We start from the raw sequence: 14,073 nt of genomic DNA on the forward strand, positions 1-14,073 counted from the left end.
ATCGAAGCTCGATGATGGCACGGCGCCGGAGGCGTCGATGACCCGTGGCGCATCCCGATGCAATGACGTGATCAGGCTGTGACCGGTCGTTCGACCAACGCCAGGGCCAGCCGCGGAAGTTCCTCGCGGTCCGCTGCGGCCCCACTCAACCAGTGCACCCGGGGATCGCGCCTGAACCATGAATCCTGGCGGCGCGCGAAGCGCTTGGTGGCACGAACGGTCTCGGCCCGCGCTTCCGCTTCCGTGCACTCGCCGGCGAGCGCCGCCAGCACCTGCTGGTAGCCGAGCGCGCGCGACGCCGTGAGTCCCTCGCGCAGCCCGTGCGCCTCCAGCGCGCGCACCTCGTCCACGAGACCGGCCTCCCACATCCGGTCGACGCGCAGCGCGATGCGCTCGTCGAGTTCGGGGCGGGCCACGTCGACGCCGATCTGGACGGTGTCGTAGACCGAGTCGTGGCCGGGCAGGTTGGCGGTGAAGGGGCGCCCGGTGATCTCGATCACCTCCAGCGCGCGGACGATACGGCGGCCGTTGCTGGGCAGGATCGCGCGGCCGGCCTCGGGGTCGGCGGCCGACAGCCGGGCGTGCAGGGCTCCGGAGCCGCGCAGCGCGAGCTCGTCCTCCAGGCGGGCCCTGACCTCGGGGTCGGTGCCGGGGAACTCCAGGTTGTCGACGGCACCGCGGACGTACAGCCCGCTGCCGCCGACCAGGACGGGCCAGCGGCCCTCGGCGAGCAGGGCGTCGATGCGGGCGCGGGCGAGCCGCTGGTACTCGGCGACGGAGGCGGTGACCGTGACGTCCCAGATGTCGAGCAGGTGGTGCGGGACGCCGGCGCGCTCCCCGGGCGTCAGTTTGGCGGTGCCGATGTCCATCCCCCGGTACAGCTGCATGGAGTCGGCGTTGACGACCTCGCCGCCGAGCCGTTGGGCCAGGAAGACGCCGAGGTCGGACTTTCCGGCCGCGGTGGGGCCGACGACGGCGATGACACGGGGGGCGGGGGGTGCGCTGCTCACGGCACCAGTCTCGCAAACCTCGGAGGCAGGTCTCGAACGAGTTACGTGACGGAGCGTATCCGGCTTCGTTGCCCGTTGCGAGGTTCCCGCCACCGCCGGCGAGAGGCGGCGACCGGTCCGGCGCAATCGGACGCACCGGGGTCACGCGGGATTTCGCTCGCACGAGTAACGTATGGAGTGGATATGGGCGTTTTTGCACGGTTCCTTGGGAAGAAGCCGAAGGCGTCGGAAGAGCCGGACGCGAAGGTGCCGGCCGGTGCCGAGCCGGACGGGCCCGGACCGGAGGACGTCGCGGCGGACGCGGCGGAGGAAGCGGCCGAGGCGGCGGCGAAGGGCTCGGGCGAGGACGACGGCCGGGGCGAGGACGCGAGGACGGAGACGGAGCGCACCGCGGTCGCCGCCGACAGCACCGAGATTCCCAAGCAGCAGTCCGCCAAGGAGGCCGCCGACAACGAGGCCGGCGAGGGCGCCCGCACATAACGGCCCGCGAGGGAAGCCATAGGGAAGGTAACCATGGGTCTTTTGGACAATTTGAAGGCCAAGCTCGCCCCGGCCAAGGACAAGGCCTCTCACTTCGCGCAGCAGCACGAGGACAAGGTCGACAAGCTCCAGCACGGCATCGACAAGGCCGCGCGGGTCGTCGACGAGAAGACCAAGGGCAAGTACAGCGACAAGATCCAGACGGGTACCGGAAGGGCCAAGGGTGCCATGGACCGGTTTGTGCACCCGGACGCCATGGGCGGTGCGGGTGACACGGGTGGTACGGCCCCCGGCCCCACCACCTCGACCCGGCCGGAGGGGCCGCCGTCGGCTTCCTGAGCCGGGCGGGTCCCGGAGCGGATCGGCGGACGGCCGAGAGTCACCCGACTCCCGGCCGTCCGCCGTTTCACCGGGCTTTCAGGACCAGGTCGCCACCAGGTAGCAGACGCCGTACGGTGCGTCGTCGTAGAGCAGGGCCCCGGCGAGGTCCGCGTCCTCGGCCGCGCCGGCGAGGACCTGCCAGGGGGCGCGGCCGGCGGCCTTGAGCTGGTACGCCAGGTCGGCGTCGAGGGCCTTGATCGCCGCGATGTCGGCCGCGCCGAGCGCCCTGGCGGCCTCGGCGTCGAAGGGGGCCGCCCGCTCGTCGAGGTAGCCCGGCGCCTTCAGGGTGCGGCAGGCGCTGGCGTCGCCCATGACCAGCATCGCCACCCGCGCGGCGCGGCCGGCGATCTCCCGGCCGGTCCCCACGCACCGCTCGGCCTCCAGGGGTTCGCCGACGCCGAGCCCCTCGATGGGGGCGTCGGCCCAGCCGGTGCGTTCCAGCAGCCAGGCGGCGACGGCGAGCGAGGGCGGCAGCTCACGCTCACCGGCCGCGTCCCGCCCACCTGCCGCGGCCCGCCCACCGACCTCGGCGCTACCGCCGACTTCGGCACTACCACTGGCCTCGGCACTGCCCAGCCGTACGTCGACCTCGGCCCCGAAACCCCGGAACGTGCCCGGGCTGCCCTGGGGGAACACACCCCGCCCCGGCTGCTCGGCGGGCCCCACGACCACCAGGAGGTCGGGCCGGGCGGCGGCGAGCACCCCGAGTGCGTCGGCGCAGGCGGCACGCGCGGCGTCCAGCTCCGGCGCGGCTCCCGCGGCGACCTCGGGGACGAGGACGGGCGGGCAGGGACAGACGGCGGCTGCGACAAGCATGATCGGCAGCCTACTGCGGGTAGGCGGGCGCGGGACCGGTGCTCCACGCCAGTTCCGCCAGCCGGTAGAAGACACGGTGCGTGGACATCATGCCGTCGATGTGGACGTAGTACGCGTCCCCGTCCCCCACCCGGAACACCTCACGGCGCTGCTGGCGCAGGCCCGCGCGATGGCGGTGCGTGCAGGCGACCTCGTACAGGGTCGCCCGGGCCTGCTCCCGGGTGCTCTCGAAGCGGGTGACCTCTTCGACCTTGTAGTAGTCCCCGTTGCCGAACTGTACGACAACCACCCAGCGCACCATGCTCCGCCCCCGCCCCGCCTCCTGATCGACGTGAGGAGTATGGCGGGTGCTCAGTGCGCCGCGCAGCCCCCGGTCGCCACCGGCAGCGGCTCGGGCACGCCGATCTTCGGCAGCCCCAGCAGCACGCCCGCCGGCTTGGCGGTCTCGGCCGCGTTCCGCTTCTCCCAGGCGTCGCCGGCGCGGGTACGCCGTACGCCGAGCACCGGGCCCTCGGCGAGGAGGTGGTGCGGAGCGGCGTAGGTGATCTCGACCGTGACGACGTCGCCGGGGCGGACGTCCTGGTCCGGCTTGGTGAAGTGGACCAGGCGATTGTCGGGGGCACGGCCGGAGAGGCGGTGGGTGGCGCCGTCCTTGCGGCCCTCGCCCTCGGCGACCATCAGCTCCAGGGTGCGGCCGACCTGCTTCTTGTTCTCGTCCCAGGAGATCTCCTCCTGAAGGGCGACGAGACGCTCGTAGCGCGCCTGGACGACCTCCTTGGGGATCTGGTTCTCCATGGTCGCGGCGGGGGTGCCGGGCCGCTTGGAGTACTGGAAGGTGAAGGCCTGGGTGAAGCGGGCCTCGCGCACGGCGTGCATCGTCTGCTCGAAGTCCTCCTCGGTCTCGCCGGGGAAGCCCACGATGATGTCGGTGGTGATCGCGGCGTGCGGGATCGCGGCCCGCACCTTCTCGATGATCCCGAGGTAGCGCTCCTGCCGGTACGAGCGGCGCATCGCCTTCAGGACGGTGTCCGAGCCGGACTGCATCGGCATGTGCAGCTGCGGCATCACGTTCGGGGTCTCGGCCATGGCCGCGATCACGTCGTCCGTGAAGTCACGGGGGTGCGGGGACGTGAACCGCACCCGCTCCAGGCCCTCGATGTTCCCGCAGGCCCGCAGCAGCTTGCTGAAGGCCTCGCGGTCGCCGATGTCGGAGCCGTACGCGTTGACGTTCTGCCCGAGCAGCGTGATCTCGGAGACGCCCTCGGCGACCAGGGCCTCGATCTCGGCGAGGATGTCGCCGGTGCGGCGGTCCTTCTCCTTGCCGCGCAGGGCCGGGACGATGCAGAAGGTGCAGGTGTTGTTGCAGCCGACGGAGATCGAGACCCAGGCCGCGTAGGCGCTCTCGCGCCGGGTCGGCAGGGTGGAGGGGAAGGCCTCCAGCGACTCGGCGATCTCGACCTGCGCCTCTTCCTGGACGCGGGCGCGCTCCAGCAGGACCGGCAGCTTGCCGATGTTGTGCGTGCCGAAGACGACGTCGACCCAGGGGGCCTTCTTCACGATGGTGTCGCGGTCCTTCTGCGCGAGGCAGCCGCCGACCGCGATCTGCATCCCGGGGCGGGACGCCTTCCTGGGCGCGAGCCGGCCGAGGTTGCCGTAGAGCCGGTTGTCGGCGTTCTCGCGGACCGCGCAGGTGTTGAACACGACCACGTCGGCGTCGCCGTCCGACCCCTCGGGGGCGCGCACGTACCCGGCGTCCTCCAGCAGCCCGGACAATCGCTCGGAGTCGTGGACGTTCATCTGGCACCCGTAGGTACGGACTTCATAGGTCTTGGGTGCTGACGCGTCCACTGCCGGGCTCCGGTCGCTGCTGCTGGTCATGCGTCAAGGGTAGGCGCTCTTCCTGGAACCCCGTCCCCACCCGTCCAGGGGCCGGAGTTCCAGGAAGAGCGCCTGACGGCGGGTGGCGGGTGCCCCTGCCACCCGGCGCCGCTCCGCCCCAGGCCAGGCGGCCAGGACCGGGCGCCGACTCCCGATGTCGTGCCGGTCCGTGACGGCTGTCGTGGGCCGCGCCGACGGGCGCTCACCCGCCGCCGGATCGCCCGCCGCCGCCCGGAACACCCGAACACAGGCATGTCACAGCCCACCGCTAGAGTTCTCGATCACTTGACCGGCCCGGCGGCGTCGGGGGGGGACCTCTCTCGGGTCCTTGCGCTCCCGGTCGCAGTGGACCGGATTCTCTGGGGGGGGACACCATGAGACGCAGCACCTTCCTGGCGGCGGCCACGGCGACCGCGCTGTCCGCCTCCCTGTTCACGGGGCTCTCCCCGGCACGGGCGGACGGGACCGCCGGCGGTCCCGTGCTGTCCGACGCCGACGGCTGGGACGAGCCCGGCCTGCTCTTCGTGACGGCGCACTCCGACAGCCCGCTCACCCGCATCACGGCCCACTTCTATCCGCTGGACGCACCGGACGGGGCGGCCGAAGCAGGCTCGACCGAGGACTTCACCCAGTACACGGGGGACGACGCCCGGTCCGGAGTCTGGCGGGCACCGGTCCACCTCGCGGAGCTCGGCGACTACCGGGTCACCGTCGATCTGCAGGACGCCTCCGGCGCCACCGTCACCGGTGCGCTGTCGCCGCACCCCCTGCGGTACCGGACCGTCGTCACGATCTCCGACCTCACCACCACCCCGAGCGTGCCGGACTACCTCCACCAGCGGGTCTCCGTGAGCGGCACCGCCGTCGCCCGGGACCCCCGCGACCCCGGCGCCGCGGCTCCCGCCGACGGCACGCCCGTCGACGTCGTCGTCCACGCCGGGGCGAGCCAGGCGATCACGACCGGGACCACCGGACCCGACGGCCGCTTCACCGCCGCCTACGTCCCCACCGAGCCGTCCTTCCGGCTGTTCGCCGTGCCCCGGGCCTCCAGCGGCCACCCGGGGGCGATCGGCCTGCCGACGTACCCCGACCAGTACCTGCACACCGCACAGGCACCGGTCCGCTTCACCGCCGGCACACACGCCCTGAACCTGAAGCAGGGCGCCACCGGCAAGGTTACCGGCCACGCCGAGATCCAGACCACCGCCGGCTGGCAGCCGCTGCCGAACACCGCGATCACCCTTGAGGACTCCTCGGTGGTGGCCGGGCAGACGACCACCGACAGCCGGGGCGACTACACCCTGCGCGTCTCGTCGGACAACCCCGCGCCGAGCGCCGAACTCGTCGCCGGCACCGGCGACATGCCCTTCCAGCAGATCGCCGCCGAACCCTTCAGCCTGCATGTCGCCTACACCACCCACACCGACATGGGCGCAAGCCTCGACGACGACGGATCCCTGACGACCTACGGCTACGTCTCCTACGAGGACCCGCGCGCGAAGTGGCCCGCCAGGCCCACCGTCACCCTCCAGTACTCCCAGGACGGCAAGACGGGCTGGAAGAACGCCACCACCGTGCCGCTCCCGATCCGCTACAACAAACCCCTGTTCCAGGAGACGTTCGCGCGCACCCTCACCGCGCCGGACACCGACGCCTACTGGCGGGCCCGCTTCGACGGCAACCCCGACCTCGGCACCAGCACCACCAAGCCCGTCCGCCTCTACCGCTACGCCACCCGCGTCACCGGCTTCCGCGCCTCTCCCGACCCGGTCCGCAAGGGGCAGCCGATCAGCTTCGGCGGCACCCTCCAGTACAAGAAGGGCTCCACCTGGAAGCCGTTGTCCGGCGGCTCGCCCACCCTCTACTTCAAGCCGCGCGGCTCCAGCACCTACCACTACGTCTGTGAGCTGGACTCCGACAGGCACGGCCACCTCGTCGGCATGGTGAGCGCCGGACGGGACGGCACCTACGCCCTCGCCGTCAGCCGTGAGACCGGTGACCACTACCTGAGGAGCGCCAGGGTCACCGACCACGTCGACGTCCGCTGACCCGCCGTCCTCCTGTCCCGGTGCCGAGTTCTTACGGAGATCTTTCGTGGGGGCCGGGTGCGGAAAGGTCGGCGGCGCCCTCGACGCGGATCTGGTGTGAGGCCGAAGCAGGTCTCGCACCAGTGCCGGCGGCCGAGGCCGCCGCGTCGACAGGAGCGCAGGAACATGGCGATGGACATGAAGACGGTGGACATGAAGACGGTGGGCATGAGGTCGAAGGCCGTCGCGGCGGTCGCCGTGATGGTGGCCGCCGGGGCGTCTCTCGCCCTGGGCGCCGGATCCGCCTCGGCGTACCCGGGCGGCGCCCACGGAGCCGTGTTCGTCCAGACCGACGGCGTGGCGGGCAACGCCGTGGTGGTCTACAGCCGTGCCGCGGACGGCACGCTGCACCAGAGCGGTGTGTACCGGACCGGCGGGCTGGGCGGTGTCCTCGACGGCTCGGCGGTCGACCACCTCGCCTCGCAGGGGTCGCTGACGTATGACAGGGCGCACGGTCTGCTGTACGCCGTGAACGCCGGCAGCGACACGGTCACGGTGTTCTCGGTCCGGGGCGACAAGCTGATCCGTCGTCAGGTCGTCTCGTCCGGTGGCGACTTCCCGGTGAGCGTGGCCGTCCACGGCGACCTTGTGTACGTGCTCAACGCGCTCGGCGGCGGCTCCGTACAGGGCTTCCGGAACGTGCACGGCTCGCTGGTGAAGGTGGCCTCCTGGCACCGCTCCCTCGGCCTGGACCCGGCCGCCACGCCCCAGTTCACGCACACCCCGGGGCAGCTCGCCTTCACCCCGGACGGCCGTGCGCTGGTGGTGACCACGAAGGCCGGCGCCAACACCGTAGACGTGTTCCCGGTGCACCGGTCCGGCATCGCGGCCCGGCCCGTGGTCACCGCCACCCCGGGCGCGGTCCCCTTCGGCTTCACCTTCGACGCCCGGGGGCGGCTGGTGGTGACCGAGGCGGGCACCAACTCGGTGGCCACCTTCCGGATCGGCGCCGACCTGCGGCTGACCAAGGTCTCGGAGGTGGCGACCGGTCAGGCGGCGACCTGCTGGATCGCCCGGGACGGCGCGCGCGTCTACGCCTCCAACGCGGGCAGCGGCACGCTGTCGGGCCTCCGGGTCGGCACGGACGGCACGCTCACGGCGGTCGGCACCACCGCGACCGGCGCCGGCACGGTGGACGCCGACGTCTCCTCGGACGGCCGCTTCCTGTACGTCCAGACCGGCAAGGAGGGCGGCGTCGACGAGTTCCGCGTGAACGGCGACGGCTCCCTGACCCGGGTGGGTTCGGTCGTCGTCCCCGACGCCGTCGGCGGCGAGGGCATCGCCGCCTCCTGACGGCAGGCCGCTCGCCGTCGTGCCGGGGCCGGGTTCAGGTCCCCAGCACGGCGGCGAGCAGCCCGTGGTAGTCGTCGTCGCAGGGGCCGCAGGCGAGCAGGTGCGCCGCGACGCCCGGCCAGTGCCGCTCGGGATCGCCCCCGGCGGCCTTGAGTTCCACGTACACATGGAGCACGCGCAGCGCCTCGTCGCAGCCCACGTCCCTCGGGTCCGTGGTCAGGAAGCGCTCCAGCGACGCCCGCGCGGAGAGCCGGTCCGGCTCCGTCATGACCGCCTCCCGGGGATCACGTCCAGATAGCCCTGCGCCACGAGATGGTCGCGCAGCCTGCGCCGGGCGTCGAACATCGCCTTGTAGACGGCGTTCCGGCTGGTGCCGAGTTCCAGGACCAGCGTGTCCAGCGGTACGGCGTCGAGGACCAGCGACACGAAGACCCTGCGTTGATGGCGGGTCAGTACCTGGTCGGCCGCCGCGCGCACGGCTGCGGCCAGGGCGCGTGCCTCGGACGAGTCCGCGGGGTCGGCGCCGAGCCGGTCGGGCAGCCGGTCCCAGTCCTCGCCGTCGAGTTCCACCCGCCCGGTGCGCCAGAAGTGGCGGCCGATCTTCGCCGAGACCTCCAGGACGACGAACCGGTAGGCCCAGGTGGTGAACCGGCTCTCCCCGCGGAAGTCGCCGACCTTCCTGGTGATGGCGAGGAGGGCGTCGGCGGCGGCCTGGTGGGCGAGGTCGTCGACCTCGGGGCCGTCGAAGCCGTACCGGGAGCGCCGCCTGGCCAGTTCCCGTCTGGCGATCCGCAGCAGCTCGCCGTGCAGCCGGGTGCAGGTCTGCTCGTAGGCGGCCCCGGTCGACGACAGGCCCCGCACCCAGGAGGCCGAGACCGGGTCGAACACGGGCGTCACGTCGGCGGGGACCACTTCGGCGGGCACTGCGTTGGCAGACGCCACACCGGCGGGCGCCGCGGCCGTCTCCCGCGTCGGCTCGCCCTGCTCATCTCTGGTCACCGACCCCATGCGCCCCATCGTAGGTGCCGCAGGCACGGCTCGCGGAGGGCGGTGGCGGCAAGGCGCGGTGGGGATACGGGGATTGACGCCACCACATTTACTTAGAGTAGCCTTGCCTAAGTTGACCGCTTCCGGAGGGTGGCCGGTGGGATCAGGGGAACTGTCGGGGCGGGATGTCCTGGCCGGCTCGGTCAGAGGGCAGGGGCGGCGGGTCGCTCTCGGTGCGGCGCTCGGGAGCGTGCACCAACTCGGGGAGGCCCTGGTCCCCGTGCTCATCGGTGTCGTCGTCGACCAGGCCGTGGCCGGGCAGGACGCCGGGCGGCTGGTGCTGTGGCTGGCCGTGCTGGCCGTCTTGTACGTGTGCCTGTCGTGGAGTTTCCGGCTGGGCGCGCGGGCCGGGGAGCGCGGGGCCGAGGAGGCCGCCCACGAGCTCCGGCTGGCGGTCGTGCGCCGGGTGCTCGACCCGCGGGGCGGGGCCGGGTCGGACCGGCTCTCCGGTGAGCTGGCCAACGTCGCCACCGAGGACGCCAAGCGCGTCGGGGCGGTCAACATGGCGCTGATGAGCGGGGTTTCGGCCGTCGCCGGCATCACCGTCAGCGCGGTGGCGCTGCTGCTGACGTCCGTGCCGCTCGGTCTGATCGTGCTGCTGGGCACGCCCGTGCTGCTGTGGCTCGGGCATCTGCTCAGCAAGCCCCTGGAGCGGCGCAGCGAGGCCGAGCAGGACCGGGCCGCGGGCGCGGCGGGGGTCGCGGCCGATCTCGTGGCCGGGCTGCGGGTGCTGAAGGGGCTGGGTGCGCAGCGGGCCGCGGTCGAGCGTTACCGCCGTACCAGCCAGGTCTCCCTCGCGGCCACCCTGCGCGCGGCGCGGGCCGAGTCCTGGCAGACCGGGCTCGTGCTGGCCCTCACCGGCGGGTTCATCGCGCTGATCGCCTGGGTGGGCGGCCGGCTGGCCCTCGACGGCTCCCTCACGCTCGGCCAGTTGGTCTCGGCGGTGGGGCTCGCGCTGTTCCTGCTTGGGCCGTTGGAGACGTTCGCCTGGGTCAACGCCGAACTGGCACAGGGCCGTGCCTCCGCCGCCCGGATCGCCGAGGTGCTCTCCGCCGGACCCGCCGTCACGGGCGGCGAGGAACCGGTTCCGGACGCGGTGCGCGGGGAGCTGCGGCTGCGTGGGGTACGGCTCGGCGGCCTCCACGGTCTGGACCTCGAGGTGCCCGCCGGGCGGCTGACCGGGATCGCGGTGACCGATCCGGCCTGCGCCGAGGCCCTGTTGAGCTGCCTGGGCCGGGAGGCCGACCCGGAGTCGGGCTCGGTCGAGCTGGACGGCGTGCCGCTGACCCGGCTGGACCCGGCCCGGCTGCGGGCCGCGGTGCTGGTCGCCGCCCACGACGCCGCGCTGTTCGAGGGATCCCTCGCCGACAACGTGGTCCCGGCGGACGCGCACGACGACCTTCTGACGGCACGTGCCATGGCCGCCGCCGGCGCCGACGAGGTGGTCCGCTCGCTGCCGCGCGGCGCGGCCACCGGGGTGGGCGAGGGCGGGCGTTCGCTGTCCGGCGGGCAGCGGCAGCGCGTCCTGCTGGCGCGGGCCCTGCGCGCCGGCCCCCCCGTCCTGGTCGTGCACGACCCGACGACCGCCGTGGACGCGGTCACCGAGGCCCGGATCGCCGAGGGACTCAGGGAGTTCAGGCAGGGCCGTACGACGGTCGTGGTGACCAACAGCCCGGCACTGCTCGCCGTCACCGACCGGGTGGTGCTGCTGGACGGCGGCCGGGTCGGCGCCGAGGGCACCCACGCGGAACTCGCCCGGACCCATGAGACCTACCGGACGGCGGTACTGGCATGACGGACACCACCGCGGGGCCGGACGTCACCGCAGGGCCGGGCGGCGCCGAAAGCGACCTGCTGCCCACCGCCACGCCCGCCCGCACCCGGGCGGCCGTACGCGAACTCCTGCGCCCCGACCGGAAGCTGGCGGCCGCCGGTTTCGGTGCCATGACGCTCGCCACGGCCGTCGGACTGCTCACCCAGCCGCTGCTCGGGCACATCGTGGACGTGGTCACCGAGCACCGCTCCCCCGACGCGCTGACCTGGCCCGTCCTCGCGCTCGCCGGGGTCGCCGCGGTGCAGGGCGTCACCACCGCACTGGGCATGTCCCTCGTGTCCCGGCTCGGCGAGACCGCGCTCGCCCGGCTGCGCGAACTGTTCGTGGAACGCGCCCTGTCGCTGCCGCTGGAGCGGCTGGAGCGGGCGGGCTCCGGCGACCTCAACGCCCGGGTCACCCGGGACGTCTCCCGGGTCGCCGACGCGGTCCGCACCGCCCTGCCCGAACTGGCCCGCTCCGGCCTGTCGATCGTCCTGACGCTGGCCGCCCTCGCCCTGCTGGACTGGCGGTTCCTGCTGGCCGCGCTGCTCGCGGTGCCCGTGCAGGCGCACACCGCCCGCTGGTACGTGCGCAACGCCGTGCCCCTGTACGCGAAGGAGCGGATCGCCACCGGGGCCCAGCAGCAGCAGTTGCTGGACACCATCGGCGGGGCCCGGACGGTGCGGGCGTACCGGCTCCAGGACGACCACACCCGCCAGGTCACCGAGCGCTCGCGGGCGGCGGTGGAGCTGACGATGCGCGGGGTGCGGCTGGTGCTGCGCTTCTACAGCAGGCTGCACATCGCCGAGTACGTGGGCCTCGCCGCCGTGCTGGTCACCGGGTTCCTGCTGGTGCGGTCCGGTTCCGCCTCGGTCGGTACGGCGACGGCCGCCGCGCTGTACTTCCACAGCCTCTTCGGGCCGGTCAACACCGCGCTGGTACTCCTTGACGACGCCCAGTCGGCGACGGCGGGACTGGCCCGGCTGGTCGGGGTCGTCGACGAGCCGGCGCCCGCCGCCGACGAGCACACGGACGGCCGTACGACCGCCGCCGACGAGCACACGGACGGCCGTACGACCGCCGGGGCGGGCGATCCGACCGTGACGCTGACCGGGGTCTCGCACGCGTACGTGCCCGGCCGTCCGGTACTGCACGGCGTCGACCTGGAGGTGCGGCCCAAGGAACGGGTCGCACTGGTCGGCACCACGGGCGCGGGCAAGACGACCCTGGCCCGGCTGGTGGCGGGACTGCACCGCCCGGAGGCCGGCCGGGTCGACGTGGGCGGCGCCGAACCGGACGGCTCCGGCCGCCTGGTGGGGCTCGTCACCCAGGAGGTGCACGTCTTCGCCGGCCCGCTCGCCGACGACCTGCGCCTGGCCCGCCCGGACGCGAGCGACGGGGAACTCCGGGACGCGCTGGCCACGGTGGGCGCCCTCGGCTGGGCCGAGGCGCTGCCGGAGGCGCTGGACACGGTCGTCGGCGACGGCGGGCACCGGCTCACCGCCGACCAGGCCCAGCAACTCGCCCTGGCCCGCCTGCTGCTGGCCGATCCGCCGGTCGTCGTGCTCGACGAAGCGACCGCCGAGGCGGGCAGCTCCGGCGCCCGGCTGCTCGACGAGGCCGCCGAGCAGGCGCTGCGGGGCCGTACCGCACTGGTCGTGGCGCACCGCCTCAGCCAGGCCGCCGCGGCCGACCGGGTGGTCGTGCTCAGCGACGGCCGGGTGGTGGAGGAAGGCAGCCACGGCGAACTCCTCGCCGCCCGGGGCCGGTACGCCGCCCTGTGGCAGGCCTGGTCCGACCACCGCTCCCCTGCCGCTCCCCACTGATTTCCCCCGATACCCACCGATTTCCAAAAAGCCAAGCCGCCCCCGCCGAACCCAGAACCGAGAACAGCCGAGAACGGCCAAGACCAGAAGGATCAGCCGATGCCCCGCGCCACCAGAGTGTCCAGGCTCACCGGCCTGCTCGCCTCCGTACTCCTGCTCACGGCGACGGCGGTCGCCTGCGGCTCCACCGACTCCGACAGCGACTCCGGTTCGTCCTCGTCCGCGGCGAAGGACTCGTCCGCCGGCGCGTACCCCGTGACGATCGCCCACAAGTTCGGCAGTACGACCATCAAGTCCGAACCCAAGCGGATCGTGACGGTCGGCCTCACCGACCAGGACGCCGTCCTCGCCCTCGGCAAGGTCCCGGTCGGCACCACCGAGTGGCTGGGCGGCTACAAGGGGGCGATCGGCCCCTGGGCCCAGGACAAGCTGGGCAGCGCGGCCGCGCCGACCGTGCTCAAGGACACCGGCACCGGCCCCCAGGTGGAGAAGATCGCCGCGCTCAAGCCGGACCTGATCCTCGCGGTGTACTCGGGCCTGACCAAGGCCCAGTACGAGAGCCTGTCGAAGTTCGCGCCGGTCGTGGCCCAGCCGAAGCAGTACAACGACTACGGCGTGCCGTGGCAGCAGCAGACCGAGGAGATCGGGCAGGCGCTCGGCAAGGCGGACGAGGCCAAGACGCTGGTGTCGGGCGTGGAGGCCAAGTTCGCGGCGGCCGAGAAGGCCAACCCCGCGTTCGCCAAGGCCACGGCGGTCATGGCCACGCCGTACCAGGGAGTGTTCGTCTACGGCAGCCAGGACCCGCGCTCCCGGCTCCTGTCCGACCTCGGCTTCGAACTGCCCAAGGACCTCGACAAGGTGATCGGGGACCAGTTCGGCGCCCAGATCAGCAAGGAACGCTACGACCTGCTCGACCAGGACGTGGCCGTGTGGATCGCGCCGGACACCACCACGTCGGTCACCAAGCTGCACAGTGACCCGGTCTACGGCGATCTGAACGTGGTGAAGCAGGGCCGTGAGGTCTACATCAAGGAGACCAGCGACTACGGCAACGCGGTGTCCCTGTCGACCGTGCTGAGCATCCCCTACGTCCTGGACCGTCTGGTGCCGCAGCTGGCGGCGGCGGTGGACGGCAAGACGGCCACGAAGGTGGAGCAGCCGGCGTCGTAACGCAGACAAGTGAAGGGGGTGGATCCGGTCTCCCGGATCCACCCCCTTCACTTGTCTGTCAGGAGCCGTCCACGAGGCTCTTGGGCCGCATGTCCGTCCAGTGCGTCTCGATGTGGTCCAGGCACTCCTGCCGAGCCGCCGGGCCGTGCACGACCGTCCAGCCGGCCGGTACGTCCACGAAGTCGGGCCACAGGCTGTACTGGCCCTCGTCGTTGACGAGTACGGAGTAGACGCCGTCGGGGTTCTCGAACGGGTTGCTCATGTCAGCGGGT

At 72.9% G+C, this 14,073-nt stretch carries 14 protein-coding genes; 7 read left to right on the plus strand and 7 right to left on the minus strand.

The genetic code is table 11. The features are described from left to right. Nucleotides 1-71: 71 nt before the first annotated feature. The gene (miaA, locus tag ABZ887_RS35310) at nt 72-1,010 is read right to left on the minus strand and encodes a tRNA (adenosine(37)-N6)-dimethylallyltransferase MiaA (RefSeq protein WP_361298722.1); all 939 of its coding nucleotides are present in this window, start codon (nt 1,008-1,010) and stop codon (nt 72-74) included. Nucleotides 1,011-1,193: 183 nt separating this feature from the next. Between miaA and ABZ887_RS35315 the strand changes: the two genes are divergently transcribed. Then, nucleotides 1,194-1,490: a hypothetical protein gene (locus ABZ887_RS35315; RefSeq protein ID WP_361298725.1), complete on the plus strand. Its 297-nt coding sequence runs from the start codon at nt 1,194-1,196 to the stop codon at nt 1,488-1,490. Between the two features lie 33 nt (nt 1,491-1,523). Then, nucleotides 1,524-1,829 carry an antitoxin gene (locus tag ABZ887_RS35320; protein ID WP_361298728.1) on the plus strand — a complete coding sequence of 102 codons (306 nt, stop codon included), beginning with the start codon at nt 1,524-1,526 and terminating at the stop codon, nt 1,827-1,829. 78 nt (nt 1,830-1,907) lie between these two features. Here ABZ887_RS35320 and ABZ887_RS35325 read toward each other — a convergent pair whose 3' ends face one another. The 3 genes from ABZ887_RS35325 to miaB form a co-directional block, all read right to left on the minus strand. After that, nucleotides 1,908-2,687 carry a class III extradiol dioxygenase subunit B-like domain-containing protein gene (locus ABZ887_RS35325; protein ID WP_361298731.1) on the minus strand — a complete coding sequence of 260 codons (780 nt, stop codon included), beginning with the start codon at nt 2,685-2,687 and terminating at the stop codon, nt 1,908-1,910. A 10-nt stretch (nt 2,688-2,697) separates the two neighbouring features. Then, nucleotides 2,698-2,976, minus strand: a complete 279-nt coding sequence (locus ABZ887_RS35330) for a hypothetical protein (RefSeq protein ID WP_361298734.1) — start codon at nt 2,974-2,976, stop codon at nt 2,698-2,700. Between the two features lie 62 nt (nt 2,977-3,038). Beyond that, on the minus strand, nt 3,039-4,565 hold the full coding sequence (gene miaB / locus ABZ887_RS35335; RefSeq protein WP_361298737.1) for a tRNA (N6-isopentenyl adenosine(37)-C2)-methylthiotransferase MiaB: 1,527 nt from the start codon (nt 4,563-4,565) through the stop codon (nt 3,039-3,041). Nucleotides 4,566-4,939: 374 nt separating this feature from the next. Between miaB and ABZ887_RS35340 the strand changes: the two genes are divergently transcribed. After that, on the plus strand, nt 4,940-6,613 hold the full coding sequence (locus ABZ887_RS35340; protein WP_361298740.1) for a hypothetical protein: 1,674 nt from the start codon (nt 4,940-4,942) through the stop codon (nt 6,611-6,613). Between the two features lie 165 nt (nt 6,614-6,778). Beyond that, nucleotides 6,779-7,945, plus strand: coding sequence for a beta-propeller fold lactonase family protein (locus ABZ887_RS35345; RefSeq protein ID WP_361298742.1), 1,167 nt, complete (start codon nt 6,779-6,781; stop codon nt 7,943-7,945). A gap of 34 nt (nt 7,946-7,979) precedes the next feature. On the opposite strand, the gene ABZ887_RS35350 is transcribed toward ABZ887_RS35345, so the two are convergent. Both ABZ887_RS35350 and ABZ887_RS35355 read right to left on the minus strand, forming a co-directional pair. Continuing rightward, nucleotides 7,980-8,213, minus strand: coding sequence for a hypothetical protein (locus ABZ887_RS35350; RefSeq protein ID WP_361298745.1), 234 nt, complete (start codon nt 8,211-8,213; stop codon nt 7,980-7,982). Further along, nucleotides 8,210-8,953 carry an RNA polymerase subunit sigma-70 gene (locus tag ABZ887_RS35355; RefSeq protein ID WP_361298748.1) on the minus strand — a complete coding sequence of 248 codons (744 nt, stop codon included), beginning with the start codon at nt 8,951-8,953 and terminating at the stop codon, nt 8,210-8,212. Before ABZ887_RS35355 ends, ABZ887_RS35350 begins: the two co-directional genes overlap by 4 nt. Before the next feature lie 136 nt (nt 8,954-9,089). Between ABZ887_RS35355 and ABZ887_RS35360 the strand changes: the two genes are divergently transcribed. The 3 genes from ABZ887_RS35360 (at nt 9,090) to ABZ887_RS35370 (ending at nt 13,801) form a co-directional block, all read left to right on the plus strand. After that, a complete protein-coding gene (locus ABZ887_RS35360; protein ID WP_361298751.1) occupies nt 9,090-10,787 on the plus strand; it encodes an ABC transporter ATP-binding protein in 1,698 nt (565 codons plus the stop codon). Next, the gene (locus ABZ887_RS35365) at nt 10,784-12,631 is read left to right on the plus strand and encodes an ABC transporter ATP-binding protein (RefSeq protein ID WP_361298754.1); all 1,848 of its coding nucleotides are present in this window, start codon (nt 10,784-10,786) and stop codon (nt 12,629-12,631) included. The genes ABZ887_RS35360 and ABZ887_RS35365 overlap by 4 nt, the downstream gene beginning before the upstream one ends. Nucleotides 12,632-12,730: 99 nt before the next feature. Then, nucleotides 12,731-13,801: an iron-siderophore ABC transporter substrate-binding protein gene (locus tag ABZ887_RS35370; RefSeq protein ID WP_361298756.1), complete on the plus strand. Its 1,071-nt coding sequence runs from the start codon at nt 12,731-12,733 to the stop codon at nt 13,799-13,801. Nucleotides 13,802-13,859: 58 nt separating this feature from the next. Here ABZ887_RS35370 and ABZ887_RS35375 read toward each other — a convergent pair whose 3' ends face one another. After that, a complete protein-coding gene (locus ABZ887_RS35375) occupies nt 13,860-14,063 on the minus strand; it encodes an MbtH family protein (RefSeq protein WP_089104367.1) in 204 nt (67 codons plus the stop codon). Between the last annotated feature and the right edge of the window lie 10 nt (nt 14,064-14,073).

Source organism: Streptomyces sp. NPDC047061 (assembly GCF_040643955.1).
Lineage (GTDB): Bacteria > Actinomycetota > Actinomycetes > Streptomycetales > Streptomycetaceae > Streptomyces.